20 protein-coding genes are annotated in these 23,298 nt (G+C 58.9%); 19 read left to right on the top strand and 1 reads right to left on the bottom strand.

What is annotated here, in order from left to right; genetic code table 11:
- Window positions 1-5: 5 nt before the first annotated feature.
- From purB to nuoN, 19 genes are all read left to right on the top strand, one after another.
- Window positions 6-1,376 (top strand): adenylosuccinate lyase, encoded by a 1,371-nt coding sequence (gene purB, locus IEY47_RS03925; RefSeq protein WP_188981863.1) that lies wholly within the window; start codon window positions 6-8, stop codon window positions 1,374-1,376.
- 76 nt (window positions 1,377-1,452) lie between these two features.
- Window positions 1,453-2,619, top strand: a complete 1,167-nt coding sequence (locus tag IEY47_RS03920; RefSeq protein WP_188981862.1) for a ribosomal protein uL16 3-hydroxylase — start codon at window positions 1,453-1,455, stop codon at window positions 2,617-2,619.
- Entirely contained in the window at window positions 2,612-3,037 is a 426-nt protein-coding gene (locus tag IEY47_RS03915) for a GNAT family N-acetyltransferase (RefSeq protein WP_188981861.1), read from the top strand. The genes IEY47_RS03920 and IEY47_RS03915 overlap by 8 nt, the downstream gene beginning before the upstream one ends.
- A 5-nt stretch (window positions 3,038-3,042) precedes the next feature.
- Window positions 3,043-3,618 carry a DUF7931 domain-containing protein gene (locus IEY47_RS03910; RefSeq protein ID WP_188981860.1) on the top strand — a complete coding sequence of 192 codons (576 nt, stop codon included), beginning with the start codon at window positions 3,043-3,045 and terminating at the stop codon, window positions 3,616-3,618.
- Window positions 3,615-4,415, top strand: a complete 801-nt coding sequence (locus IEY47_RS03905; RefSeq protein WP_188981859.1) for a secretin N-terminal domain-containing protein — start codon at window positions 3,615-3,617, stop codon at window positions 4,413-4,415. The genes IEY47_RS03910 and IEY47_RS03905 overlap by 4 nt, the downstream gene beginning before the upstream one ends.
- A 335-nt stretch (window positions 4,416-4,750) precedes the next feature.
- A complete protein-coding gene (locus IEY47_RS03900) occupies window positions 4,751-6,346 on the top strand; it encodes an isocitrate lyase (protein ID WP_188981858.1) in 1,596 nt (531 codons plus the stop codon).
- 316 nt (window positions 6,347-6,662) lie between these two features.
- Entirely contained in the window at window positions 6,663-7,076 is a 414-nt protein-coding gene (locus tag IEY47_RS03895; RefSeq protein ID WP_188981857.1) for an NADH-quinone oxidoreductase subunit A, read from the top strand.
- A gap of 10 nt (window positions 7,077-7,086) precedes the next feature.
- Window positions 7,087-7,764: an NADH-quinone oxidoreductase subunit B gene (locus IEY47_RS03890; protein ID WP_188981856.1), complete on the top strand. Its 678-nt coding sequence runs from the start codon at window positions 7,087-7,089 to the stop codon at window positions 7,762-7,764.
- Between the two features lie 78 nt (window positions 7,765-7,842).
- Complete coding sequence (gene nuoC, locus IEY47_RS03885; protein WP_188981855.1) at window positions 7,843-9,624, top strand: NADH-quinone oxidoreductase subunit C/D; 1,782 nt, start codon at window positions 7,843-7,845, stop codon at window positions 9,622-9,624.
- Between the two features lie 10 nt (window positions 9,625-9,634).
- Window positions 9,635-10,135 (top strand): NADH-quinone oxidoreductase subunit NuoE, encoded by a 501-nt coding sequence (gene nuoE, locus IEY47_RS03880; protein ID WP_188981854.1) that lies wholly within the window; start codon window positions 9,635-9,637, stop codon window positions 10,133-10,135.
- Window positions 10,132-11,487 carry an NADH-quinone oxidoreductase subunit NuoF gene (gene nuoF / locus IEY47_RS03875; protein WP_188981853.1) on the top strand — a complete coding sequence of 452 codons (1,356 nt, stop codon included), beginning with the start codon at window positions 10,132-10,134 and terminating at the stop codon, window positions 11,485-11,487. Before nuoE ends, nuoF begins: the two co-directional genes overlap by 4 nt.
- Before the next feature lie 157 nt (window positions 11,488-11,644).
- Window positions 11,645-14,353, top strand: a complete 2,709-nt coding sequence (gene nuoG, locus IEY47_RS03870; RefSeq protein WP_188981852.1) for an NADH-quinone oxidoreductase subunit NuoG — start codon at window positions 11,645-11,647, stop codon at window positions 14,351-14,353.
- Window positions 14,350-15,339, top strand: coding sequence for an NADH-quinone oxidoreductase subunit NuoH (gene nuoH, locus IEY47_RS03865; protein ID WP_188981851.1), 990 nt, complete (start codon window positions 14,350-14,352; stop codon window positions 15,337-15,339). The genes nuoG and nuoH overlap by 4 nt, the downstream gene beginning before the upstream one ends.
- A gap of 11 nt (window positions 15,340-15,350) precedes the next feature.
- Window positions 15,351-15,899, top strand: a complete 549-nt coding sequence (gene nuoI, locus IEY47_RS03860; RefSeq protein ID WP_188981850.1) for an NADH-quinone oxidoreductase subunit NuoI — start codon at window positions 15,351-15,353, stop codon at window positions 15,897-15,899.
- 13 nt (window positions 15,900-15,912) lie between these two features.
- Window positions 15,913-16,413: an NADH-quinone oxidoreductase subunit J gene (nuoJ, locus tag IEY47_RS03855; RefSeq protein WP_188981849.1), complete on the top strand. Its 501-nt coding sequence runs from the start codon at window positions 15,913-15,915 to the stop codon at window positions 16,411-16,413.
- Window positions 16,413-16,721: an NADH-quinone oxidoreductase subunit NuoK gene (nuoK, locus tag IEY47_RS03850; RefSeq protein ID WP_188981848.1), complete on the top strand. Its 309-nt coding sequence runs from the start codon at window positions 16,413-16,415 to the stop codon at window positions 16,719-16,721. Before nuoJ ends, nuoK begins: the two co-directional genes overlap by 1 nt.
- On the top strand, window positions 16,718-18,565 hold the full coding sequence (nuoL, locus tag IEY47_RS03845) for an NADH-quinone oxidoreductase subunit L (RefSeq protein ID WP_188981847.1): 1,848 nt from the start codon (window positions 16,718-16,720) through the stop codon (window positions 18,563-18,565). The genes nuoK and nuoL overlap by 4 nt, the downstream gene beginning before the upstream one ends.
- A gap of 33 nt (window positions 18,566-18,598) precedes the next feature.
- Complete coding sequence (gene nuoM, locus IEY47_RS03840; RefSeq protein ID WP_188981846.1) at window positions 18,599-20,128, top strand: NADH-quinone oxidoreductase subunit M; 1,530 nt, start codon at window positions 18,599-18,601, stop codon at window positions 20,126-20,128.
- 19 nt (window positions 20,129-20,147) lie between these two features.
- On the top strand, window positions 20,148-21,614 hold the full coding sequence (nuoN, locus tag IEY47_RS03835) for an NADH-quinone oxidoreductase subunit NuoN (RefSeq protein WP_194492372.1): 1,467 nt from the start codon (window positions 20,148-20,150) through the stop codon (window positions 21,612-21,614).
- A 268-nt stretch (window positions 21,615-21,882) separates the two neighbouring features.
- Here the strand turns inward: nuoN and IEY47_RS03830 are convergent, their stop codons facing one another.
- Window positions 21,883-23,022 (bottom strand): AI-2E family transporter, encoded by a 1,140-nt coding sequence (locus tag IEY47_RS03830; RefSeq protein WP_188981844.1) that lies wholly within the window; start codon window positions 23,020-23,022, stop codon window positions 21,883-21,885.
- Window positions 23,023-23,298 lie beyond the last annotated feature (276 nt).

Raw genomic sequence — 23,298 nt, 5'->3', positions numbered from 1 at the left:
CCCTCATGCAGCTTTCCTCGCTCACCGCGGTTTCCCCCGTCGATGGCCGCTACGCCAGCAAAACGAGCGCTCTGCGCACCATCTTCAGTGAATACGGCTTGATCCGCTTCCGCGTTCAGGTCGAAGTTCGTTGGCTGCAGCGGCTCGCTAATCACGCTGGCATTCCCGAGGTACCCGCTTTTTCCACTGAGGCGAATGCGCTGTTAAATCGTTTGGCGGAAAATTTCGAGCTCGCCCACGCCGAACGGGTAAAAGAATTCGAGCGCACGACCAACCACGACGTGAAAGCGGTCGAGTACCTGCTCAAAGAACAGGCGAAAGCGCTGCCAGAGCTCGCGGCGGTGAACGAGTTCATCCACTTCGCTTGCACGAGCGAAGACATCAACAACCTCTCCCATGCCTTGATGCTGCAAGAAGGCCGTGAGCAGGTACTGCTGCCGCTGATGCGCCAAATCGCGGAGTCGATCAGAACCCTCGCCGTGCAGTTCGCTGATGTTCCCATGTTGTCCCGCACCCATGGCCAGCCAGCCTCGCCAACCACGCTCGGCAAGGAACTGGCAAACGTGGTCCATCGCCTGGAACGACAAATTGCTCAGGTTGCTGCGGTACCACTACTTGGAAAAATTAACGGCGCGGTGGGTAACTACAACGCCCACCTGTCTGCGTACCCTTCGGTCGACTGGGAAGCCAATGCGCAAGCATTCGTAGAGCAGGACCTTGGACTGAAGTGGAACCCCTACACCACGCAGATCGAACCTCACGACTACATCGCCGAGCTGTTCGATGCCATCGCACGCTTCAATACGATTCTGATCGACTTCGACCGTGATATCTGGGGCTACATTTCTCTGGGCTACTTCAAGCAGAAAACTGTGGCAGGCGAAATCGGCTCCTCGACCATGCCGCACAAAGTCAACCCTATCGACTTCGAGAACTCCGAAGGCAACCTTGGCATCGCCAACGCCTTGCTGCAGCACCTTGCGAGCAAGCTGCCAATCTCGCGCTGGCAGCGGGACCTTACCGATTCGACTGTATTGCGCAATCTCGGTGTCGGGATCGCGCATAGCGTCATTGCCTACGAAGCGTCACTCAAAGGCATTGGCAAGCTCGAGCTTAATCAACAGCGCATCGCCGAAGACCTTGACGCTTGCTGGGAAGTGTTGGCCGAGCCAATCCAGACGGTCATGCGCCGTTACGCTATCGAGAACCCGTACGAAAAACTGAAAGAATTGACGCGCGGCAAGGGCATCAGCCCTGACGCACTGAAGACCTTCATCGATTCGCTCGACATGCCGGCAGACGCGAAAGCCGAGCTGCATCGTTTGACGCCGGCGAGCTACATCGGCAACGCGGCCGACCAGGCAAAACGCATCTAGCCGGAACCGCCTCCCACGCCCGGCTCTGCCGGGCGTTTTTGTTTTTGGGTATCACCTATTCATCAAGGCCTTAGCAATGAATTCTGATCTACCAGTTCAGCTTCTTGGCGGTATCACCCCACGTGAATTCCTGCGCGACTACTGGCAACGCAAGCCGCTGCTCATTCGCCAGGCCATCCCCGACTTCGAAAGCCCTATCTCTGCAGACGAGCTAGCCGGCCTTTCCCTGGAAGAAGAAGTCGAGTCACGCATCATCGTCGAGCACGGCGAGCGCCCTTGGGAGCTACGCCGTGGACCGTTTGCAGAAGACGCGTTCAGCACGCTGCCCGAACGGGATTGGACGCTGCTGGTACAAGCCGTCGACCAATTCGTCCCCGAAGTCGCCACATTGCTCGAGCAGTTTCGCTTCCTGCCAAGTTGGCGAATCGACGATGTGATGGTCAGCTACGCAGTGGCGGGTGGCGGTGTCGGCCCGCACTTTGACAATTACGACGTATTCCTGCTGCAAGCCCAAGGCACACGCCGTTGGAAAGTCGGACAAATGTGCAGCAGCGAAGAAACCATGCTCGAACACGCCGACCTGCGCATTCTCGCGGATTTCGCCGAAAGCGAAGAGTGGGTATTAGAGCCCGGCGACATGCTTTACCTGCCGCCACAGCTCGCCCATTTCGGTATCGCTGAAACGGAATGCCTCACCTACTCGATCGGCTTCCGCGCACCGAGCGCCGCCGAAGTGCTGACGCACTTCACTGATTTCCTGGCCCAGTTTCTTAGCGACGAGGAACGCTATACCGACGCCGGCCTTGCACCTGCGAATGACCCGCATGAAATCCAAAAGGACGCGCTGGATCGGTTGAAGTCGCTGTTGTCCGAGCACATGAACGACGAGCGCCTGTTACTGACATGGTTTGGCCAGTTCATGACCGAGCCACGTTACCCAGAGCTCGTGAGTGGCGAATCGATCGATGTCGACCAGCTTCGCGAGGCGCTGACCGACGGTGCCATTCTGGTTCGCAACCCCAGCGCACGCATGGCATGGAGTGAAGTCGATCTCGGTGTGCTGCTATTCGCGAGCGGCCAGAGCCGGCTGTTGCCAGCTCGTCTGAAAGACTGCCTCAAACTCATCTGCGCAGCGGAAGCCCTGCATCACGATAATCTGTCCGTCTGGCTGGATGACGAAGACGCCTGCAACCTGCTGTGCGAACTTCTGATCCAGGGAAGTCTGGCCTTCGCGGATGAATAGAATCGAAGTTCGCATGGCGGACTGGCTTGCAGATTATGCAGAGCTAAGCCGCATACGCGAAGCCGTGTTCGTCATTGAGCAATCCGTCCCCGCAGAACTCGAATGGGATGGCGAGGACAGCGAGGCAATCCACTTCCTTGCGTGCGAGGACGGCTACCCCGTCGGCACGGCGCGCCTGCTGAAGGACGGTCACATCGGCCGCGTGGCGGTACTTAAGGATTGGAGAGGCCTGAAGGCGGGCGAGCAACTGGTTTCAGCGGCGGTGAAAGAAGCGGAACGTCTTGGCTTCACGCGGCAATACCTGAGCGCCCAGGTTCACGCCAAACGCTTCTACGAACGGCTAGGCTTTCAGGCAGAAGGTGCCGAATATCTCGATGCCGGGATTCTGCACGTCGACATGTTCCGAGACAGCGAGTAGCGATAATGACCGACGAGCGCGATTGGCAGCCAGACCCAGATCTTCCTCCAATCGTGTTCGAGGCCACACGCGCCCTCCCTACTGCCTCCGATGTCCATCCTCCAAGCGATGGCGAAACAAAAACAGCCGAATCTGCAGCCTTGCTTCAGAAGGATGTACGGGAGCGCGCTCATACGCTGCTAGGTGCAGCCAAGCGCTCCATTTGCATCTGCAGCATTAATCTGGATCCTTGGCTTTACGACAGCGATGAGGCCTTAGACGCCTGCATCAAGTTGCTGGCTCATCAATCACGCAGCCGACTCAGGATACTGGTGAAAGAAACGCAGCATCTCGAACGTCACCGTCTGATCAAACTGGCGCAGCGTCTTACTAGCAACTGCAGCATTCGGCAGCTGAATCCAGACCACCCGTTCGAGCGCTCGGGCTATCTGATCGTCGATGACCGACTCCTGTTCGTTCAGCACCTAAGCGCTCAAGATACCGACGCCGAGCGTGTAAACGCGCGCCTGATCCAACGGAGCTTCGACCATGCGTGGGACCACAGCATCGACGCCCCTAATTTGCGGAGCTTCATCTTATGAATGTTCGTCCATTGACGATCGCGCTCCTCTCCCTCACGACGTGCTCGGCATCTGCCGCTACCGAAGTCATCCCACTCAACCACCGCCTGGCTGCAGACGTGCTGCCTATCGTGCAATCAATCCTGGGCAACCAAGGCAAGGCGGATGCCTACGGCAGCCAGTTGATCGTTAATACGACGCCAGCCAAGCTCGCTGAAATCAGGGGCGTCATGAATCAGTTGGATCAAGCACCTCGCCAACTGCTGATCAGTGTCGACACCAGCGACTCTGCGACGACGCGACAAGACGGTTACTCGATCAATGGCCAAGTGGGTGGACGTGACATCCAGCTTCGCTCCGACGGTGAAGGCCCTGATGGCGTGACCATTATCCGAAGAAGTACTGAAAGCCAGGATGCAGGCGTGCAGCAAGTGCAAGCGACCGAGGGCTATCCCGCCATGATCCAGGTGGGACAGAGCGTGCCATTGTCGACGAATGATATCGATCGCTATGGACAGACGTATCAAGGCACGCAATACCGGGATGTGACTAGAGGCTTTTACGTGACAGCAAGCCTTACAGGCGACACGGTTCACCTAGTACTCAGCAGCAATCGCGATCGTGTATCGGCAGGTTCTAACCAAGTTATCGAGTTGCAAAGCGCTGATACCCGTGTGTCCGGCAAAATCGGCGAATGGATACCCGTCGGCAGCGTGGGCGGCAGCTATTCCCAAGGGCAAAGCGGACTGCTCAAGCGCTACGAAACCGACGGCCGAAATGACATGAGCCTGCGCGTGAAAGTCGATTTGCTCAACTGAGACACCGCCTACGACTTTTGTAGTGCCTTCCTATATTTCACTACAAAACGCATTGACGGCCGATTTCAATAGCGGCAGATTAGCGCTCGAACCCGCTTTTATCGGCTCACCCAACGCATTAAAGTGAATCTTTCCGGTATGTTCGATATTTTTGTTGTGAATAACTTCATTCACTACACAGAACGAATGCTTTCGTTTGGATATATCGGAATGCAGGTAGGCACACCAGAATGCAGCGAAGGACTGAGTGGAAACTGCCGCGCACAGCAGTGATATGGCACCGGCACGAAAAGCGGGGAAATCGCGCCCAACCATCAGCCGCAAAGGATGTCGTCATGCTCAACTACCAGCAAGAAGTTGCAGCCGCCCAGCACCTCACGGAAACCGCAGGTCAGTCTTGGAGTGCGATCAATCCGGAATACGTTGCCCGCATGCGGATACAAAACCGCTTCAAAAGCGGGCTCGACATCGCCAGGTATACCGCCGCCATCATGCGTCGGGATATGAACGAATACGACGCCGACCCCTCCCGTTACACTCAATCTCTCGGTTGCTGGCATGGATTCATTGGCCAGCAGAAGCTCATCTCGATCAAGAAGCATCTGCACACTACGAACAAACGCTACCTCTATCTTTCGGGTTGGATGATTGCAGCACTGCGTTCCGAGTTCGGCCCGCTGCCTGATCAATCGATGCATGAGAAGACTGCGGTACCTGCTTTAGTCGAGGAGCTATATACATTTCTCCGGCAGGCGGACTCGCGCGAACTCGGCGGGCTGTTCCGGGAATTCGACGCAGCGACCGCAGCCGACGAAAACGCCAAGGCAACCGCAATCCTGAAAAAGATCGAGCAACACGAGACCCACGTCGTACCCATCATTGCCGATATCGACGCAGGTTTTGGGAATGCCGAAGCGACTTATCTGCTAGCGAAAAAAATGATCGAAGCCGGTGCCTGCTGCATTCAGCTGGAAAACCAGGTATCGGATGAAAAGCAGTGCGGACATCAGGATGGGAAGGTTACGGTCCCACACGAAGACTTTCTGGCGAAAATCAATGCCGTGCGCTACGCCTTCCTCGAACTCGGTGTCGACCAAGGTGTAATCGTGGCGCGGACTGACTCGCTCGGCGCAGGTTTGACGAAACAGATCGCGGTCAGCAAGCAACCGGGCGACCTGGGCGATCAGTACAATCGGTTTCTCGACTGCGAAGAGGTTGCGCCTGAAGCGCTTACCAATGGCGACGTTGTTATCAATCGGGACGGGGCATTGCTGAGGCCAAAGCGTCTTGCCAGCGGCCTGTTCCAATTTCGCCCGGATTCTGGCGAAGACCGCGTAGTGCTGGACTGCATCACATCGCTGCAAAATGGTGCAGATTTGCTATGGATCGAGACTGAAAAGCCGCATGTCGGGCAGATCGCCAAGATGGTCAATCGCATCAAGCAAGCCGTTCCGAACGCTAAGCTTGTCTATAACAACAGCCCATCGTTCAACTGGACACTTAACTTCCGGCAGCAGGTATTCGACACGTGGCAGGCGGAAGGGATAAACGTCTCGACCTACGATCGCGCGAAATTGATGAACGTCGAATATGACCAGACCGAGCTTGCGAAGGTGGCGGACAATAACATCCGGTCGTTCCAGCGTGATGCTTCTCGCGAAGCCGGCGTGTTCCACCACCTTATTACATTGCCGACCTACCATACCGCCGCCTTGTCTACCGACGCCCTAGCGGAAGGTTACTTCGGCGATCTAGGCATGCTGGCCTACGTAAAAAACGTACAGCGCGCAGAAATCCGCCGCGGCATCGCCTGCGTGAGGCATCAAAACATGGCGGGCTCTGACATTGGCGATGACCACAAGGAGTACTTCGCTGGCGAAGCGGCGTTAAAAGCAGGAGGGAAGGACAACACGATGAATCAATTCAACTAATGATCCCGTGCTGGACATCAACAGACTCGGCTATTCCCACTAAATAACTCGGATTTATTTCCCTGCAGCGCTCCTTTATTGGGGCGCCATCCGCACACTTAGTTAATGATATTTATTATCATTAACTAAGTGTCATTTTCTCCGCAGAAGGCCCTGTTTACGTGGCCTGTAGCGCGTTACACGATCCTGCGCAAAGTATTAATGCCTCCGATTAAAAAATTTTACTTACACCAATTTGAAGCATAGACTTCGCGAACTAGCCCACTTCGGTGCAGGCGCATAACCTTAATTAAGCCGTCCTGATGGGAGTTTCTGAATGCCGGAAGCTGTATCCACTATTTCGCATAACTGGGCCTTCGCCATCTTCCTTATTGGCGTGTTCGGTCTTTGTGCGTTCATGATCGGAGCTTCCCGCTTTCTAGGCAGCCGAGCAATCGGTCGCGCGAAGAACGACCCTTTCGAATCAGGCGTCGTTTCTACTGGAGGCGCCCGTCTGCGTCTCTCTGCCAAGTTCTATCTCGTCGCGATGCTTTTCGTGATCTTCGATGTCGAAGCCCTCTTCTTGTTCGGCTGGGCCACTTCCGTTCGCGAAAGCGGATGGTTCGGGTTCGCCGGAGCAGCCGTTTTCATAGCAATTCTGTTCGCGGGTCTTGTCTACGAGGCAGCCAGCGGTGCACTTGATTGGGCACCAGAAGGCCGTCGCAATCGGCAAGCGAAGCTAAAACAATGAGGCTTTGGCAATGCAATACAAACTCACCAGGATCGATCCGGAGGCGACCTCGGATCGCTATCCGATCGGTGAGCGGGAGATCGTCGATGACCCTCTGACCGAGGATCAGGTCAACCGCAGCGTTTACATGGGCAAACTGGAAGACGTACTGAATGGTGCGGTCAACTGGGGACGTAAGAATTCCCTTTGGCCATACAACTTCGGCCTTTCCTGCTGCTACGTGGAAATGACCACCGCTTTTACTGCACCACACGACATCGCGCGTTTCGGCGCCGAAGTTATTCGAGCGTCACCCCGTCAGGCGGACTTCATGGTCATCGCCGGGACGCCGTTCATCAAGATGGCGCCGGTGATCCAACGCCTGTATGAACAGATGCTCGAGCCCAAGTGGGTCATCTCGATGGGTTCATGCGCCAATTCCGGCGGCATGTACGACATCTATTCGGTCGTCCAGGGCGTGGACAAATTCTTGCCCGTTGACGTGTACGTACCCGGCTGCCCTCCTCGACCTGAAGCTTTCCTACAAGGGCTGATGCTCCTGCAGGAATCGATAGGCCAGGAGCGTCGACCGCTTTCGTGGGTCGTTGGCGATCAAGGCGTGTACCGCGCCGAGATGCCGTCGCAGCGGGAAGCGAATCGCGAAAGACGGATACAGGTTACCAACCTGCGCAGCCCAGACGAAGTGTGACCGAAGGTCGCAGGCCCTGAAACCGGGACCTGCAGCGATTCGATACACCGCCACGTTGACCGATAGCGACCGAGAATCATGACGGCAGACACCGCTCTGTACATCCCGCCCTACAAGGCTGACGACCAGGATGTGGTCGTCGAACTGCGCGCCCGCTTTGGCGAAGGTGCCTTTACCGCACAGGACACCCGCACCGGCATGCCCGTACTGTGGGTGGCCCGCCAGCAACTTATCGACGTGCTGCGTTTCCTTCGCGAAATGCCTAAGCCCTATGTGATGCTGTACGACCTGCATGGCGTCGACGAGCGTCTGCGTACGCACCGTCGCGGCTTACCGGATGCCGACTTCACCGTGTTCTACCACCTGATGTCGATCGAGCGTAACAGCGACGTCATGATCAAGGTCGCGTTGAAAGAAGGCGACCTCAATCTGCCTACCTGTACCTCGATTTGGCCGAACGCCAATTGGTATGAGCGCGAAGTCTGGGACATGTACGGCATCACCTTCCAGGGGCACCCACACCTGGCGCGCATGTTGATGCCGGCGTCCTGGCAGGGCCATCCCCTCCGCAAGGACTACCCGGCCCGGGCGACCGAGTTCGATCCCTACGCACTGAACGCCGCCAAGCAGGATCTCGAACAGGAAGCACTGCGCTTCAAGCCCGAAGAATGGGGCATGAAGCAACACGGTGAGCATGAGGACTTCATGTTCCTCAACCTCGGCCCGAACCACCCTTCCGCACACGGGGCCTTCCGCATCATTCTGCAGCTCGACGGCGAAGAGATCGTCGACTGTGTGCCTGAGATCGGCTACCACCACCGTGGTGCCGAGAAGATGGCCGAGCGCCAGAGTTGGCACAGCTTCATTCCCTACACCGACCGTATCGACTACCTCGGCGGGGTGATGAACAACCTGCCCTACGTGCTCTCGGTCGAGAAACTGGCCGGGATCAAGGTTCCGCAGCGTGTGGATGTCATTCGGATCATGATGGCGGAGTTCTTCCGCATCCTGAACCACTTGCTCTACCTCGGCACGTACATTCAGGACGTAGGCGCAATGACGCCCGTGTTCTTCACCTTTACCGACCGTCAGCGTGCCTACAAGGTTGTCGAAGCCATTACCGGCTTCCGCCTGCACCCGGCGTGGTATCGCATCGGCGGCGTTGCCCACGACCTGCCACGCGGCTGGGACAAGCTGGTCCGCGAGTTCCTCGACTGGATGCCCAAGCGTCTGGACGAGTACGAAACTGCGGCGCTCAAGAACAGCATCCTCAAGGGCCGGACGATCGGAGTCGCCGCTTACAACACCAAAGAAGCGCTCGAATGGGGCGTGACGGGTGCGGGCCTGCGAGCGACAGGGCTGGACTTCGACCTGCGCAAAGCGCGCCCGTATTCCGGCTACGAGAACTTCGAATTCGAAGTGCCGCTGGCCGCGAACGGCGATGCCTATGACCGCTGCATGGTGAAAATGGGTGAGATGCGCCAAAGCCTGCGCATTATCGAGCAGTGCCTGAAGAACATGCCCGAAGGCCCATACAAGGCCGACCATCCGCTGACCACGCCGCCGCCGAAAGAGCGCACGTTGCAGCACATCGAAACGCTGATCACGCACTTCCTGCAGGTGTCGTGGGGTCCGGTGATGCCGCACAACGAGGCCTTCCAGATGATCGAGGCCACCAAGGGCATCAACAGCTATTACCTGACCAGCGACGGCAGCACCATGAGCTACCGCACGCGCATCCGGACGCCGAGCTTCCCACATCTGCAGCAAATCCCTTCGGTGATCAGGGGCAGCATGGTCGCCGACTTGATCGCGTACCTGGGCAGTATCGACTTCGTCATGGCTGACGTGGATCGCTGAGGAGAAAACGATGAGCAATGCAGCCTTGATCCAGACCGATCGTTTCCAACTCAGCGAAACCGAGCGCTCGTCGATCGAACACGAAATGCACCACTATGAGGACCCACGCGCCGCGTCCATCGAGGCCCTCAAGATCGTCCAGAAAGAACGCGGCTGGGTACCGGACGGCGCGATCTACGCGATCGCTGATGTGCTCGGTATTCCCGCCAGTGACGTGGAAGGTGTCGCCACCTTCTATAGCCAGATTTTCCGTGTACCCGTAGGCCGTCACATCATTCGTGTGTGCGACAGCATGACCTGCTTCATCGGGGGCCACGAGTCGATTCTTGAAAGCGTGAAGAGTCAGCTGGGCATCGTGCCTGGCCAGACCACGGCGGACGGACGCTTCACCCTGCTTCCCGTCTGCTGCCTTGGAAACTGTGACAAGGCGCCCGCGATGATGATCGACGACGACACCTTCGGCGATGTGCGCGCGGACGGCGTTGCCGGACTGCTAGAGGCTTATTCATGAGCAAACGCCTGACATCCTTCGGCCCGATCAACAGCATCGCGCGCACCGAAGAAACCCATCCGCTGACCTGGCGCCTGCGCGACGACGGAGAGCCTGTTTGGCTCGACGAGTACCAGCAAAAGAATGGCTACGCTGCGGCCCGCAAGGCACTGACGGACATGGCCCAAGCGGACATCGTCCAGCAGGTCAAGGATTCTGGCCTGAAAGGTCGGGGCGGCGCAGGCTTCCCGACTGGCGTGAAGTGGGGCCTGATGCCGGCGGACGAATCGCTGAACATCCGCTACCTGCTGTGCAACGCGGACGAGATGGAGCCGAACACCTGGAAGGACCGCATGCTGATGGAGCAGCTGCCGCACCTGTTGGTGGAAGGCATGCTTATTAGCGCGCGCGCCCTTAAGGCCTATCGCGGCTATATCTTCCTGCGTGGCGAGTATGTCGATGCCGCGCGTAATCTCAATCGCGCGATCGATGAAGCCAAAGCCGCCGGCTTGCTTGGCAAGAACATCCTAGGCAGCGGCTTCGACTTCGAGCTGTTCGTTCACACCGGTGCTGGCCGCTATATCTGCGGTGAAGAAACGGCACTGATCAACTCCCTGGAAGGTCGCCGCGCCAACCCTCGTTCGAAGCCACCCTTTCCCGCCGCTGTCGGCGTATGGGGCAAGCCTACCTGCGTCAACAACGTCGAAACGCTGTGCAATGTCCCCGCCATCGTCGGTAACGGCATCGACTGGTACAAATCGCTCGCCCGCGAAGGCAGTGAAGACCACGGCACCAAGCTGATGGGTTTCTCCGGCAAGGTGAAGAATCCTGGCATCTGGGAGCTGCCTTTTGGCGTTACCGCCCGTGAGCTGTTCGAGGACTATGCCGGTGGCATGCGCGACGGCTTCACGCTGAAAGCCTGGCAGCCCGGCGGCGCCGGTACCGGATTCCTGCTACCTGAGCATCTCGAGGCACAGATGTATGCGGGCGGCATCGGCAAGGTCGGCACCCGTATGGGTACTGGGCTTGCGTTGGCCATCGACGACAGCGTCAACATGGTTTCGCTACTGCGCAACATGGAAGAGTTTTTCGCCCGTGAGTCCTGCGGCTGGTGTACGCCTTGCCGCGATGGCCTGCCCTGGAGCGTGAAGATTCTTCGCGCCCTAGAGCTCAAGCAAGGTACGACGGAAGACATCCAGACCCTGCTGGGACTGGTGAATTTCCTCGGCCCAGGCAAGACGTTCTGTGCCCATGCACCTGGCGCCGTCGAACCCCTAGGCAGTGCGATCAAATATTTCCGGGAAGAATTCGAAGCAGGCGTGGTTCGTGCGCCGGTTGAGCCGCGACCTACCGTCGTCGAGACGCCCATTTGACCCAGGCACGGTGAAAGCCGTGTCGAAAATAAGGCCTGCGGGCGTAGCGCGATGAAGGATGTTGGCAATGCCATTGCCCTTCAGCGCCGTGAAGCTTGCGGGTCACACAATGAATTCCATTAGCCAAATCCGTTTCGGCGGATAAGAAGAAAACCGTATGGCCACCATCCACGTAGACGGCAAAGCGTACGAAGTCGACGGTGCGGACAACCTGCTACAGGCTTGTCTGACTCTCGGCCTCGACATCCCCTACTTCTGCTGGCACCCGGCGCTGGGAAGCGTCGGCGCCTGCCGCCAATGCGCGGTCAAGCAGTATGCGGACGAGAACGATACTCGCGGTCGCCTCGTCATGTCCTGCATGACACCCGCCACCGATAACTCCTGGATCGCCATCGAAGACGAGGAAGCGAAGCAGTTTCGCGCCAGCGTCATCGAATGGCTGATGACCAACCACCCGCACGACTGCCCAGTCTGCGAGGAAGGCGGTCACTGCCACCTCCAGGACATGACGGTGATGACTGGGCATAACGCCCGCCGCTATCGCTTTACCAAACGTACCCACCAGAACCAGGAACTCGGCTCGTTCATCGCGCATGAAATGAACCGCTGCATTGCCTGCTACCGCTGCGTCCGCTACTACAAGGACTACGCAGGCGGCACCGACCTCGGCGTCTACGGTGCGCATGACAACGTGTACTTCGGACGCGTTGAAGATGGGCCGCTGGAAAGCGAATTTTCCGGCAACCTCACCGAGGTCTGCCCAACTGGCGTCTTCACCGACAAAACTCACTCCGAGCGCTACAACCGGAAGTGGGACATGCAGTTCGCCCCAAGCATCTGCCATGGCTGCTCATCAGGCTGCAACATCAGCCCCGGCGAACGTTACGGCGAGCTCCGCCGCATCGAGAACCGTTTCAATGGCTCGGTGAATCATTACTTCCTCTGCGACCGCGGTCGCTTCGGCTACGGCTACGTCAACCGCAAGGATCGCCCTATCCAACCGCTGCTTGGATCGCAGGCGCTCGGTATCGATGCCGCGCTCGACAAGGCCGCGGAGCTGCTCGCCGGCAAACGCGTGATCGGTATCGGTTCGCCACGCGCCAGCCTCGAGAGCAACTTCGCTCTACGTGAACTCGTCGGTGTCGATAACTACTTCAGCGGGATTGCCGAAACCGACCTGTCGAACATCCGCCTAATTCGCGACATTTTGCAAAACGGCCCGCTGCCGATCCCCTCGATTCGCGAAATCGAGGATCACGACGCCGTTTTCATTCTCGGCGAAGACCTCACGCAAACAGCCGCGCGCGTTGCGCTGGCCGTTCGCCAGGCTGCGAAAGGTAAGGCCACCGAAATCGCCGCGTCGATGAAGGTTCAGGGCTGGCATCAAGCAGCTATCGAGAACGTTGCCCAAGGTGCGCTGAATCCGGTCTACATCGCCAGCCTGGATGAGACTCGCCTCGACGATATCGCTGAGCAGAGCGTGCACGCCGCACCTGACGACCTGGCGCGCCTCGGTTTTGCCGTTGCTAACCTAATCGATGCAAGCTCGCCTGCCGTATCCGGTCTTGAGCAAGATGCTCTGGAATTGGCACAGAAGATCGCTGACGCGCTGCTGAACGCCAAGCGCCCACTGGTCATCGCTGGGGCCTCGCTGGGCTCACGCGCCCTGATCGAAGCCGCAGCCAACATTGGCCAGGCGCTGAAGAACCGCGAAAAGTCCGCCTCGTTGAGCCTCGTTGTACCTGAGGCCAACAGCATGGGCCTTGCGCTCTTCGGTGGTGACTCGCTCGACGCCGCACTGGAGCGCCTCAGCAGCGGTGCAGCCGATGCGGTCGTCGTGCTGGAAAACGATCTTTACCGCCGCGCGCCGCAAAGCAAGGTCGACGCCGCGTTGAATGCCGCGAGCGCCGTCATCGTCGCAGACCATCAGCAGACCGACACCACTGCGCGTGCACATCTGGTGCTGCCGGTTGCCAGCTTCGCCGAAGGCGACGGCACGCTTGTCAGCCAGGAAGGCCGCGCACAACGCTTCTTCCAGGTGTTCGAGCCGACTTACTACAACGCCGACAGCATGGTCCGCGAAGGCTGGCGCTGGCTGCATGCCTTGCACAGCACGATCAACGGCAAAGCCCTCGACTGGACCCAACTCGATCACGTCACCGATGCCTGCGCCAGCAGTGCTCCAGGGCTCGCCGGCATTCGTGATGCGGCGCCGTCCGCAGGCTTCCGTATCAAGGGCCTGAAACTGGCACGCGAGCCTCACCGCTACAGCGGTCGTACTGCCATGCGTGCGAATGTCAGCGTCCACGAGCCGCGGCAACCGCAGGACATCGACAGCGCCTTCGCCTTCTCCATGGAAGGCTATGCCGGCAGCAAAGAAGCGCGTCAGCAAATTCCGTTTGCCTGGTCCCCAGGCTGGAACTCCCCACAGGCCTGGAACAAATTCCAGGATGAAGTGGGCGGTCACCTGCGTGCGGGCGACCCGGGCATTCGGCTGATCGAGCCAAGCGGTACGGCGTTGAATTGGTTCAGTGCGCCAGCGGCCTTCAACCCTGGACAGGGCAATTGGCAGGTCGTGCCTTACCACCATCTGTTCGGCAGCGAGGAAACCTCCTCCCGTGCAGCGCCAGTACAGGAGCGCATCCAGCCCGCCTACGTAGCACTGGCGAAGCAGGAAGCCGACCGTCTCGGTGTGAATGACGGCGCCATGCTCAGCCTGACGATCGACGGACAAAGCCTGCGCCTACCGTTGCGCGTCAGCGAGTCGCTCGGCGTAGGCCTCATTGGTCTGCCCGTTGGTTTTGACGGCGTCCCTGCGGGAATCATTGGCGCGAATGCCACCGGATTGCAGGAGACCGCCCAATGAGTTGGCTCACTCCTGTCGTCATCGAAACGATCATCGCAGTCCTAAAAGCCATCGTGATCTTGCTAGCTGCGGTCGTGTCCGGCGCGCTGTTGAGCTTTGTCGAACGTCGGCTGCTGGGCTGGTGGCAGGATCGGCACGGCCCTAACCGCGTCGGTCCGTTCGGCATGTTCCAGCTCGGCGCGGACATGGTGAAAATGTTCTTCAAGGAGGACTGGACACCGCCCTTCGCCGACAAGCTAATCTTCGTGCTCGCGCCCGTCGTAGCCATGAGCGCGTTGCTGATCTCGTTCGCGGTCATTCCCATCACGCCGACGTGGTTCATCGCCGACCTGAATATTGGCCTGCTGTTCTTCTTCGCCATGGCCGGCCTGACCGTCTATGCGGTCCTGTTCGCCGGCTATTCCAGCAACAACAAGTTCGCCCTGCTCGGTAGCCTGCGTGCCTCGGCCCAGACGATTTCATACGAAGTCTTCATGGGTCTTGCACTCATGGGTGTCGTGGCACAGGCCGGTTCGTTCAACATGCGCGACATCGTTGAGTATCAAGCGCAAAACCTGTGGTTCATCATCCCGCAGTTCTTCGGCTTCTGTACCTTCTTCGTTGCCGGTGTTGCGGTGACTCACCGCCACCCCTTCGATCAGCCGGAAGCCGAGCAAGAGCTCGCGGACGGCTACCACATCGAATACGCAGGCATGAAGTGGGGCATGTTCTTCGTCGGCGAGTACATCGGCATCGTGCTCGTTTCCGCATTGCTGACAACCCTGTTCTTCGGCGGCTGGCACGGCCCGTTCGACTTGCTGCCGCAGATCCCCTTCATCTGGTTCGCGCTGAAAACTGGCTTCTTCATCATGATCTTCATCCTGTTACGCGCCTCGATCCCACGGCCGCGTTATGACCAGGTCATGTCGTTCAGCTGGAAGTTCTGCCTGCCGCTGACTCTGATCAACCTGCTCGTGACCGGCGCGCTCGTGCTGGCCATGCAGTAAGGAGAGTTCACATGTTCAAATACATTCTCGACGTTATCGTCGGTACCTACACGCAGCTGCGCAGCCTGGTAATGATCTTTGGTCACGGCTTCCGCAAACGCGACACGTTGCAGTATCCCGAGGAGCAGGTGTACCTGCCGCCACGTTATCGCGGCCGTATCGTCCTCACTCGCGATCCGGATGGCGAAGAACGTTGCGTGGCGTGCAACCTCTGCGCGGTCGCCTGCCCTGTTGGCTGCATTTCGCTGCAGAAAGCCGAGACCGACGACGGTCGCTGGTATCCGGAGTTCTTCCGAATCAACTTTTCGCGCTGCATCTTCTGCGGCCTGTGCGAAGAAGCGTGCCCAACGACCGCGATCCAGCTCACGCCGGATTTCGAAATGAGCGAGTTCAATCGCCAGGAACTCGTCTATGAAAAGGACGACCTGCTGATTTCGGGCCCCGGCAAGTATCCGGATTACAACTTCTATCGCGTAGCGGGCATGGCCATTGCCGGAAAACCGAAAGGTGCCGCGCAGAATGAGGCTGAACCCATCAACGTGAAAGGCCTGTTGCCCTAAGGAGACTCGAGGCATGGAAATCGCTTTCTATCTCGCCGCGGGGGTCGCAGTGGCTTCGACCTTCCGGGTGATCACGCACACCAATCCGGTGCATGCGCTGCTTTACCTCATCGTTTCACTGTTGGCCGTGTCGATGTGCTTCTTCGCCCTCGGCGCACCGTTTGCGGGTGTGCTCGAGATCATCGTGTACGCTGGCGCGATCATGGTCCTGTTCGTCTTCGTCGTGATGATGTTGAATCTGGGCAGTGACGCCATCGAGCAGGAACGCAAGTGGATGACCCCGGGCATCTGGACCGGACCGTCGATTCTCTCCGCCGTCCTGCTCGCGCAGTTGCTCTATGTCCTGTTCGGGCATTCGACAGGCGCGGCAATCGGCCAGACCACGATCGAGCCCAAGGCCGTCGGCATATCTCTTTACGGTCCTTACATCCTGGCTGTGGAATTGTCTGCCATGTTGCTGCTGGCAGCACTGGTCGCTGCCTTCCACCTCGGTCGTCGCGAGGCACATGACTGATGAGCGCTATCCCTCTGGAACATGGGCTGGCCCTGGCTGCCGTCCTCTTCGCCCTCGGCCTTGTCGGCCTGATGGTGCGCCGCAATATCCTGTTCGTACTGATGAGTCTTGAAATCATGATGAACGCGACTGCGCTCGCCTTCATCGTGGCAGGTGCTCGCTGGGCCCAAGCCGACGGTCAGGTGATGTTCATCCTGATCATTACCCTTGCCGCGGCCGAAGCGAGCATTGGCCTGGCGATCCTGCTGCAGCTCTATCGCCGCTTCAATACCCTCGATGTCGACGCTGCCAGCGAGATGCGCGGATGAACCTACTATTCCTCACTTTCGTTTTCCCGCTGATTGGCTGGTTCATCCTGTCCTTCTCCCGCGGGCGCATGACCGAAAACACGTCGGCGCTCGTAGGCGTTGGCTCGGTAGGCCTTTCTGCGCTAACCGCGGCCTGGGTCATTTGGCAGTTCAACCTCGCGCCACCCGAGGGCGGGGTTTACACCCAGGTGCTTTGGCAGTGGATGAGCGTCGATGGCTTCGCCCCAAGCTTCACCTTGTACCTTGATGGCCTGTCCGTCACGATGCTCGGCGTAGTCACCGGCGTAGGTTTCCTCATTCACCTGTTCGCCTCTTGGTACATGCGCGGTGAATACGGCTATGCGCGCTTCTTCTCCTACACCAACCTGTTCATCTTCAGCATGTTGCTGCTGGTTCTCGGCGACAACCTGCTGTTCCTGTACTTTGGTTGGGAAGGCGTGGGCCTTTGCTCCTATCTGTTGATCGGCTTCTATTTCTCCGAGCGCAAGAACGGGAATGCCGCACTGAAGGCTTTTATCGTCACCCGCATCGGCGACGTGTTCATGGCCATCGGCCTGTTCATCCTGTTTATGCACCTTGGCACGCTTAACATTCAGGAACTGATGGTTCGCGCACCGGAGCAATACGCTGCTGGTGACAGCTGGCTGTGGATCGCTACGCTGATGCTGCTAGGCGGTGCGGTGGGTAAATCCGCTCAGCTCCCGCTGCAGACCTGGCTGGCCGACGCGATGGCAGGCCCGACGCCTGTCTCCGCGCTGATCCACGCAGCAACGATGGTGACTGCGGGTGTCTACCTGATCGCGCGGACTCACGGCCTGTTCCTGCTGACGCCGGAAATCCTCGAACTTGTTGGTATCGTCGGCGGTGTCACGCTCGTCCTGGCGGGCTTCGCCGCGCTGGTCCAAACGGACATAAAGCGCATCCTCGCCTATTCCACCATGAGTCAGATCGGCTACATGTTCCTGGCGCTGGGTGTCGGTGCCTGGGACGCTGCAATCTTCCACCTGATGACCCACGCCTTCTTCAAGGCGCTGCTGTTCCTCGCCTCGGGCGCCGTGATCCATGCGTGCCACCACGAGCAGAACATCTTCAAGATGGGTGGCCTCTGGAGGAAACTGCCGCTGGCCTATGCAAGCTTCATCGTAGGTGGCGCTGCGCTGGCCGCGCTGCCGCTGATCACTGTGGGCTTCTATTCGAAGGACGAGATTCTCTGGGAAGCGTTCGCGAGCGGGAATACCGGTTTGCTATACGCAGGCTTGGTCGGTGCCTTCATGACATCGATCTACACGTTCCGTCTGATCTTCGTCGCCTTCCACGGCGAAGCGAAAACCGACGCCCACGCCGGACACGGCCTCGCGCACAACGTGCCGCTGATGGTGTTGATCGTACTGTCCACGTTTATCGGTGCCTGGATCACCCCACCATTGGCAGGCGTGCTTCCCGAAAGCGTCGGCCACGCCGGTGGTGAAGCCAAACACAGCCTGGAAATCGCTTCGGGTGCTATCGCCCTGGCGGGCATCCTGTTGGCCGCGATGCTGTTCCTTGGCAAACGCCGCTTCGTCAGTGCGATCGCCAACAGCGCTCCCGGACGCCTGCTTTCGGCCTGGTGGTTCGCCGCCTGGGGCTTCGACTGGATCTACGACAAGCTCTTCGTCAAACCCTATCTGTTCGCCTGCCGCCTGCTTGGCCGCGACCCGATCGACAAGACGCTGGGCCTGATTCCGCTTTTGGCGCGTGGCGGTAACGCCGCGATGAGCCGCAGCGAAACGGGACAACTGCGCTGGTACTCGGCCTCCCTTGCGGGTGGCGCGGTGCTGGTGTTCGTCATCGTTCTGCTGACCTGATTATGCGAATTTGCGAAAGGAATTGAGCCCGTCATGATTCTGCCCTGGCTAATCCTGATCCCCTTCATCGGCGGCTTGCTGTGCTGGCAAGCCGAGCGACTCGGCAATGTGGTGCCGCGCTGGATCGCCCTGCTTACGATGACCTTGCTGTTCGTCCTCGGCCTATGGCTGTGGTCAACCGCCGACTTCTCCCTGGCGCCGGCACCCGGTACAGCGCCTCAGTGGGCCGCCGAGTTCCAAGTACCCTGGATCGCGCGTTTCGGCATCAGTTTCCACCTGGCCCTGGACGGCCTTTCGATTTTGATGATCGTCCTGACCGGCCTGCTTGGTGTGCTGTCGGTACTCTGTTCCTGGAACGAGATCGACAAGCGCATCGGCTTCTTCCACCTCAACCTGATGTGGATTCTTGGCGGCGTCGTTGGCGTGTTCCTCGCCATCGACCTGTTCCTGTTCTTCTTCTTCTGGGAAATGATGCTGGTACCGATGTACTTCCTCATCGCCCTGTGGGGACACAGCGGCAGCCCAGGCAAGAGCCGCATCACGGCAGCGACCAAGTTCTTCATCTTCACCCAGGCCAGCGGCCTGGTGATGTTGGTCGCCATCATCGCGTTGGTGCTCATCCACTACAACCAGACTGGCATCCTGACGTTCGCTTACGCCGACCTACTGAACACTCAGCTATCCGCTACCGCTGAATACTTACTGATGCTGGGTTTCTTCATCGCCTTCGCGGTGAAGTTCCCGGTGGTCCCGGTCCATTCCTGGTTGCCGGATGCTCACGCCCAGGCACCCACCGCGGGCTCTGTGGATCTTGCCGGCATCCTGCTGAAGACTGCGGCGTACGGCTTGATGCGATTCGCCCTGCCCTTCTTCCCGGATGCCTCGGCTGAATTCGCGCCGATCGCCATGTGGCTCGGCGTTTTCGCCATCATCTACGGCGCGCTGCTCTCGTTCGCCCAGACTGACATCAAGCGACTGGTGGCCTACTCCAGCGTTTCACACATGGGGTTCGTGCTGATCGCCATCTACTCCGGTAACCAGATCGCATTGCAGGGTGCCGTGGTGCAGATGATGGCGCACGGCCTCTCCGCGGCGGCGCTCTTCATCCTTTGCGGGCAGCTCTACGAGCGCCTGCATACGCGGGACTTCCGCGAGATGGGCGGCTTGTGGAAGCGCATGCCATGGTTACCGGCTTTGAGCCTCTTCTTCGCCGCCGCCGCGTTGGGTCTGCCCGGCACCGGTAACTTCGTCGGTGAATTCCTGATTCTGGTCGGTAGCTTCCAGGTGGCGCCCTGGGTCACCGTCATCGCCGCAACAGGCCTTGTCTTCGGTTCGGTCTACTCGTTGATCATGATCCACCGCGCGCACTTCGGGCCCGCGCAGTCGGATACGCCGATCGAAGGGCTCAAGCCTCGCGAGCTGGGCATGATCCTGACCCTCGCGGCCTTGCTGATCCTGCTTGGCGTCTACCCGCAACCGGTGCTGGACACCTCCCATGCGAGCATGCAAGGCGTGCAGCAGTGGATGAGCGCCGCCCTCAATCAACTTGCATCGGCCCGGTAGTCTTATGGAACCTCTTGCCGTGGAAATCACATCCACCCACTTCATGGCCATGTTGCCGCTGCTGATCACCGCCATCACGACCATCGTGGTCATGCTGGCGATTGCCCTGCGCCGCAACCATGCGCTGACTTTCATCCTGACCGTGATTGGTCTGAACGCCGCGTTGATATCCGTCATCCCCGCGCTGGGCGTCACGCCCATCGAAGTGACGCCATTGATGGTGATCGACCGCTTTGCCTGCTACTACGTTGCCCTCGTCCTGATCTCGACTCTCGCCTGCGCAACGCTCATGCATGCTTATCTGGGCGATCACCGAAACCCAAAGGTGGGCTATCCAGGCAATCGCGAGGAGATGTACCTCCTGCTGCTCCTGGCCTGCCTCGGCGGCCAGGTACTCGTCAGCGCGCAGCATCTGGCGGGGCTATTCATCGGCCTCGAACTGCTCTCCGTTCCGACGTATGGGATGGTGGCCTACGCCTTCTTCAACCGTCACTCGCTCGAAGCCGGCATCAAGTACATGGTGCTTTCCGCCGCGGGCAGCGCGTTCCTGCTGTTCGGCATGGCATTGCTGTACGCCGATGCAGGCACCATGAGCTTTAGCGGCCTGGGCGTGAGCCTGGCGACCATGGGTGAAAATCTGCTGGTTCAGGCCGGCATCACCATGATGCTCATCGGCCTGGCATTCAAACTGTCGCTGGTACCGTTCCACCTTTGGACGCCGGACGTCTACCAAGGGGCGCCAGCGCCGGTCGCGGCGTTCCTCGCGTCTGCGAGCAAGGTTGCGGTCTTCGCAGTGCTGCTGCGTTTGTACGAGATTTCACCGGCAACCGATGGCGGCTGGATGAACGGTGTGCTGACGGTCATCGCGGTGGCCTCGATCCTCATTGGCAACCTGCTCGCGCTGATGCAGAGCAATTTGAAGCGTCTGCTGGGTTACTCCTCCATCGCCCACTTCGGCTACCTGCTCGTTGCCCTGGTCGCCAGCGAAGGTTTGGCTGTCGAAGCCATTGGTGTGTACCTGCTGACCTACACCATCACCAGCCTTGGTGCCTTCGGCGTCGTAACCTTAATGTCCACGCCCTTCCAGGAGCGCGATGCCGACGGCTTGTACCAGTACCGCGGCCTGTTCTGGCGGCGCCCGTACCTGACCGCCGTATTGACCGTCATGATGCTGTCTTTGGCGGGTATTCCGCTTACAGCAGGCTTCATCGGTAAGTTCTACGTGCTGGCCGCCGGCGTCGAAGCGCAGAAGTGGCTGCTCGTCGGTTCGGTCGTGGTGGGTAGTGCGATCGGTCTGTTCTACTACCTACGCGTCATGGTGACACTGTTCCTCGTCGAGCCAAACCTGCAACGCCAGGATGCACCGTCGAACTGGGGGGCGCGCGCTGGTGGTGTCATGCTGCTTGCGATCACCGCGCTGGCCTTCGTGCTCGGTGTTTACCCGCAGCCTTTGCTGGCCTTGGTGCAGGGCTCCGTGCTTGGCTGATTCCTCCAGACATAAAAAAAGCCCCTTATGGGGCTTTTTTTATGTCTGTCGCATTTATGTATGTAAGGGCGGCGGGGCGGCCATCCGCTTTAGCCAACAAGGCGACTGAAGTCGCCCCTACACCCTACAGATGAAGCACAGCACGCCCAATCTCCGCAGACTCATGCAGTTCTCATCCTGTAGGGGCGACTTTAGTCGCGTAGGCGACTGAAGCGGATGGCCGCCCCGCCGCCCTTGCAAACGTAAGCCCACCTGATCAGGACGTGCCTCACTCGGTCTTATCTACGCGCGATGTTTCGTCCATAACCACTTCTTTAGGTTCGCTCGGCTGCGGCTCCTCGACCGACATACGTGCACCTCCGTCGCTCAGCGGCCGGCTGAACATCGCCCAGGACGAAATGAACAACGCAGCGATCAGCGGCCCGATTACGAAGCCGTTCAAGCCGAACAGCGACAACCCCCCCAAGGTGGAAACCAGAACGACGTAGTCCGGCATCTTGGTGTCTTTGCCGACGAGAATCGGGCGGAGAATGTTGTCGACAAGGCCGATCACGACAATGCCGTACACCGTCAGGATGATGCCCTGTACGACCGAGCCCGAAAACATGAAGTAAAGGGCAACCGGCCCCCAGATGAGCCCTGCCCCGACGGCAGGGAGCAGCGACAGGAAGGCCATCAACACCCCCCAAAGTAGCGCACTAGGGATGTCTAAGATCCAGAAAATGATGCCGCCCAGTGCGCCTTGGGTAACGGCAACCACGATGTTGCCTTTCACCGTGGCCCGTACGACGCGGGTGAATTTGCTGAAAAGTCGGCGCTTTTGTGCATCGCCCAGCGGGATGGCCTTACGGATCTGCGCCACTAACTGCTTGCCGTCCCGAATGAAGAAGAACAGCAGGTACAGCATCACACCAAACCCGATCAGGAACTCGAACGTACCCTGACCGAAACTGAATGCCTTCGTCGCAAGATACTGGCTGCCCTGCTTCGCATAGCCAGACAGGCTGTCACGCAGGCTGGCCGGATCGGCGATCCCAAAACGATCCAATTGCTCCTGAATGAACGGCGGCATCGCCTCTCTGAAACGGGTGACATAGCTCGCGACGTCAAACTGCCCACCCTCGATACGGTTGTAGAGGTTGGCCCCTTCCTGCACCAACAGGCCAGTGATGAAGATCACCGGCAGGACGGCCACGGTTAGCGTGACCAGCGTCGTGAGCAATGCGGACAGCGTTTGACGGTTACCCGTCGAACGCAGCAAGCGCCGTTGCAGCGGCGTGAACAGGATGGCAAGTACCACCGCCCAGAAGACTGCCGCATAGAACGGCATCAGTATCCAGCCGAAGGCAAGAGACACCACGAGAATCAGGCCGAGAAAGACCTTTTGTTCCAACTTCGAATTGATCATGTCGCTCCATGCTTAATCGCAGTCAATCAGGACGTGCATTCGCGATTAGAAGCGACTGTGCGGCGCAAAGCAAAGCTTGCAGCGACTCGCTCGAACGAATGAACACATTCGTTAGGCAACGCCCTGTTACCCAAGTGCTATTCAACTGCGAGGAAGTGATGGAATGAAAAAAGGATTGAAGATAGCGCAACGACGTAACAAGCATGACTCGGTGAATGCACGGTCCTGTGTAGGAGCCAGCTTGCTGGCGATCAGCGGTGTTTGATCTATCTGATC

This window comes from Pseudomonas matsuisoli, assembly GCF_014647635.1.
Lineage (GTDB): Bacteria > Pseudomonadota > Gammaproteobacteria > Pseudomonadales > Pseudomonadaceae > Pseudomonas_P > Pseudomonas_P matsuisoli.
The sequence above is the reverse complement of the archived record's forward strand: the minus strand, read 5'-3'. Positions and strand labels throughout refer to the sequence as shown.

Bases quoted from the DNA above. Each gene is read 5' to 3' on its own strand.
- nuoC (WP_188981855.1), top strand. From the start codon at position 7,843: ATGACGGCAGACACCGCTCTGTACATCCCGCCCTACAAGGCTGACGAC.
- nuoG (WP_188981852.1), top strand. From the start codon at position 11,645: ATGGCCACCATCCACGTAGACGGCAAAGCGTACGAAGTCGACGGTGCG.
- purB (WP_188981863.1), top strand. From the start codon at position 6: ATGCAGCTTTCCTCGCTCACCGCGGTTTCCCCCGTCGATGGCCGCTAC.
- IEY47_RS03905 (WP_188981859.1), top strand. From the start codon at position 3,615: ATGAATGTTCGTCCATTGACGATCGCGCTCCTCTCCCTCACGACGTGC.
- nuoE (WP_188981854.1), top strand. From the start codon at position 9,635: ATGAGCAATGCAGCCTTGATCCAGACCGATCGTTTCCAACTCAGCGAA.
- IEY47_RS03920 (WP_188981862.1), top strand. From the start codon at position 1,453: ATGAATTCTGATCTACCAGTTCAGCTTCTTGGCGGTATCACCCCACGT.
- nuoH (WP_188981851.1), top strand. From the start codon at position 14,350: ATGAGTTGGCTCACTCCTGTCGTCATCGAAACGATCATCGCAGTCCTA.
- IEY47_RS03890 (WP_188981856.1), top strand. From the start codon at position 7,087: ATGCAATACAAACTCACCAGGATCGATCCGGAGGCGACCTCGGATCGC.
- nuoF (WP_188981853.1), top strand. From the start codon at position 10,132: ATGAGCAAACGCCTGACATCCTTCGGCCCGATCAACAGCATCGCGCGC.
- nuoL (WP_188981847.1), top strand. From the start codon at position 16,718: ATGAACCTACTATTCCTCACTTTCGTTTTCCCGCTGATTGGCTGGTTC.
- nuoI (WP_188981850.1), top strand. From the start codon at position 15,351: ATGTTCAAATACATTCTCGACGTTATCGTCGGTACCTACACGCAGCTG.
- IEY47_RS03910 (WP_188981860.1), top strand. From the start codon at position 3,043: ATGACCGACGAGCGCGATTGGCAGCCAGACCCAGATCTTCCTCCAATC.
- IEY47_RS03895 (WP_188981857.1), top strand. From the start codon at position 6,663: ATGCCGGAAGCTGTATCCACTATTTCGCATAACTGGGCCTTCGCCATC.
- nuoJ (WP_188981849.1), top strand. From the start codon at position 15,913: ATGGAAATCGCTTTCTATCTCGCCGCGGGGGTCGCAGTGGCTTCGACC.
- nuoM (WP_188981846.1), top strand. From the start codon at position 18,599: ATGATTCTGCCCTGGCTAATCCTGATCCCCTTCATCGGCGGCTTGCTG.
- IEY47_RS03900 (WP_188981858.1), top strand. From the start codon at position 4,751: ATGCTCAACTACCAGCAAGAAGTTGCAGCCGCCCAGCACCTCACGGAA.
- IEY47_RS03830 (WP_188981844.1), bottom strand. From the start codon at position 23,022: ATGATCAATTCGAAGTTGGAACAAAAGGTCTTTCTCGGCCTGATTCTC.
- nuoK (WP_188981848.1), top strand. From the start codon at position 16,413: ATGAGCGCTATCCCTCTGGAACATGGGCTGGCCCTGGCTGCCGTCCTC.
- IEY47_RS03915 (WP_188981861.1), top strand. From the start codon at position 2,612: ATGAATAGAATCGAAGTTCGCATGGCGGACTGGCTTGCAGATTATGCA.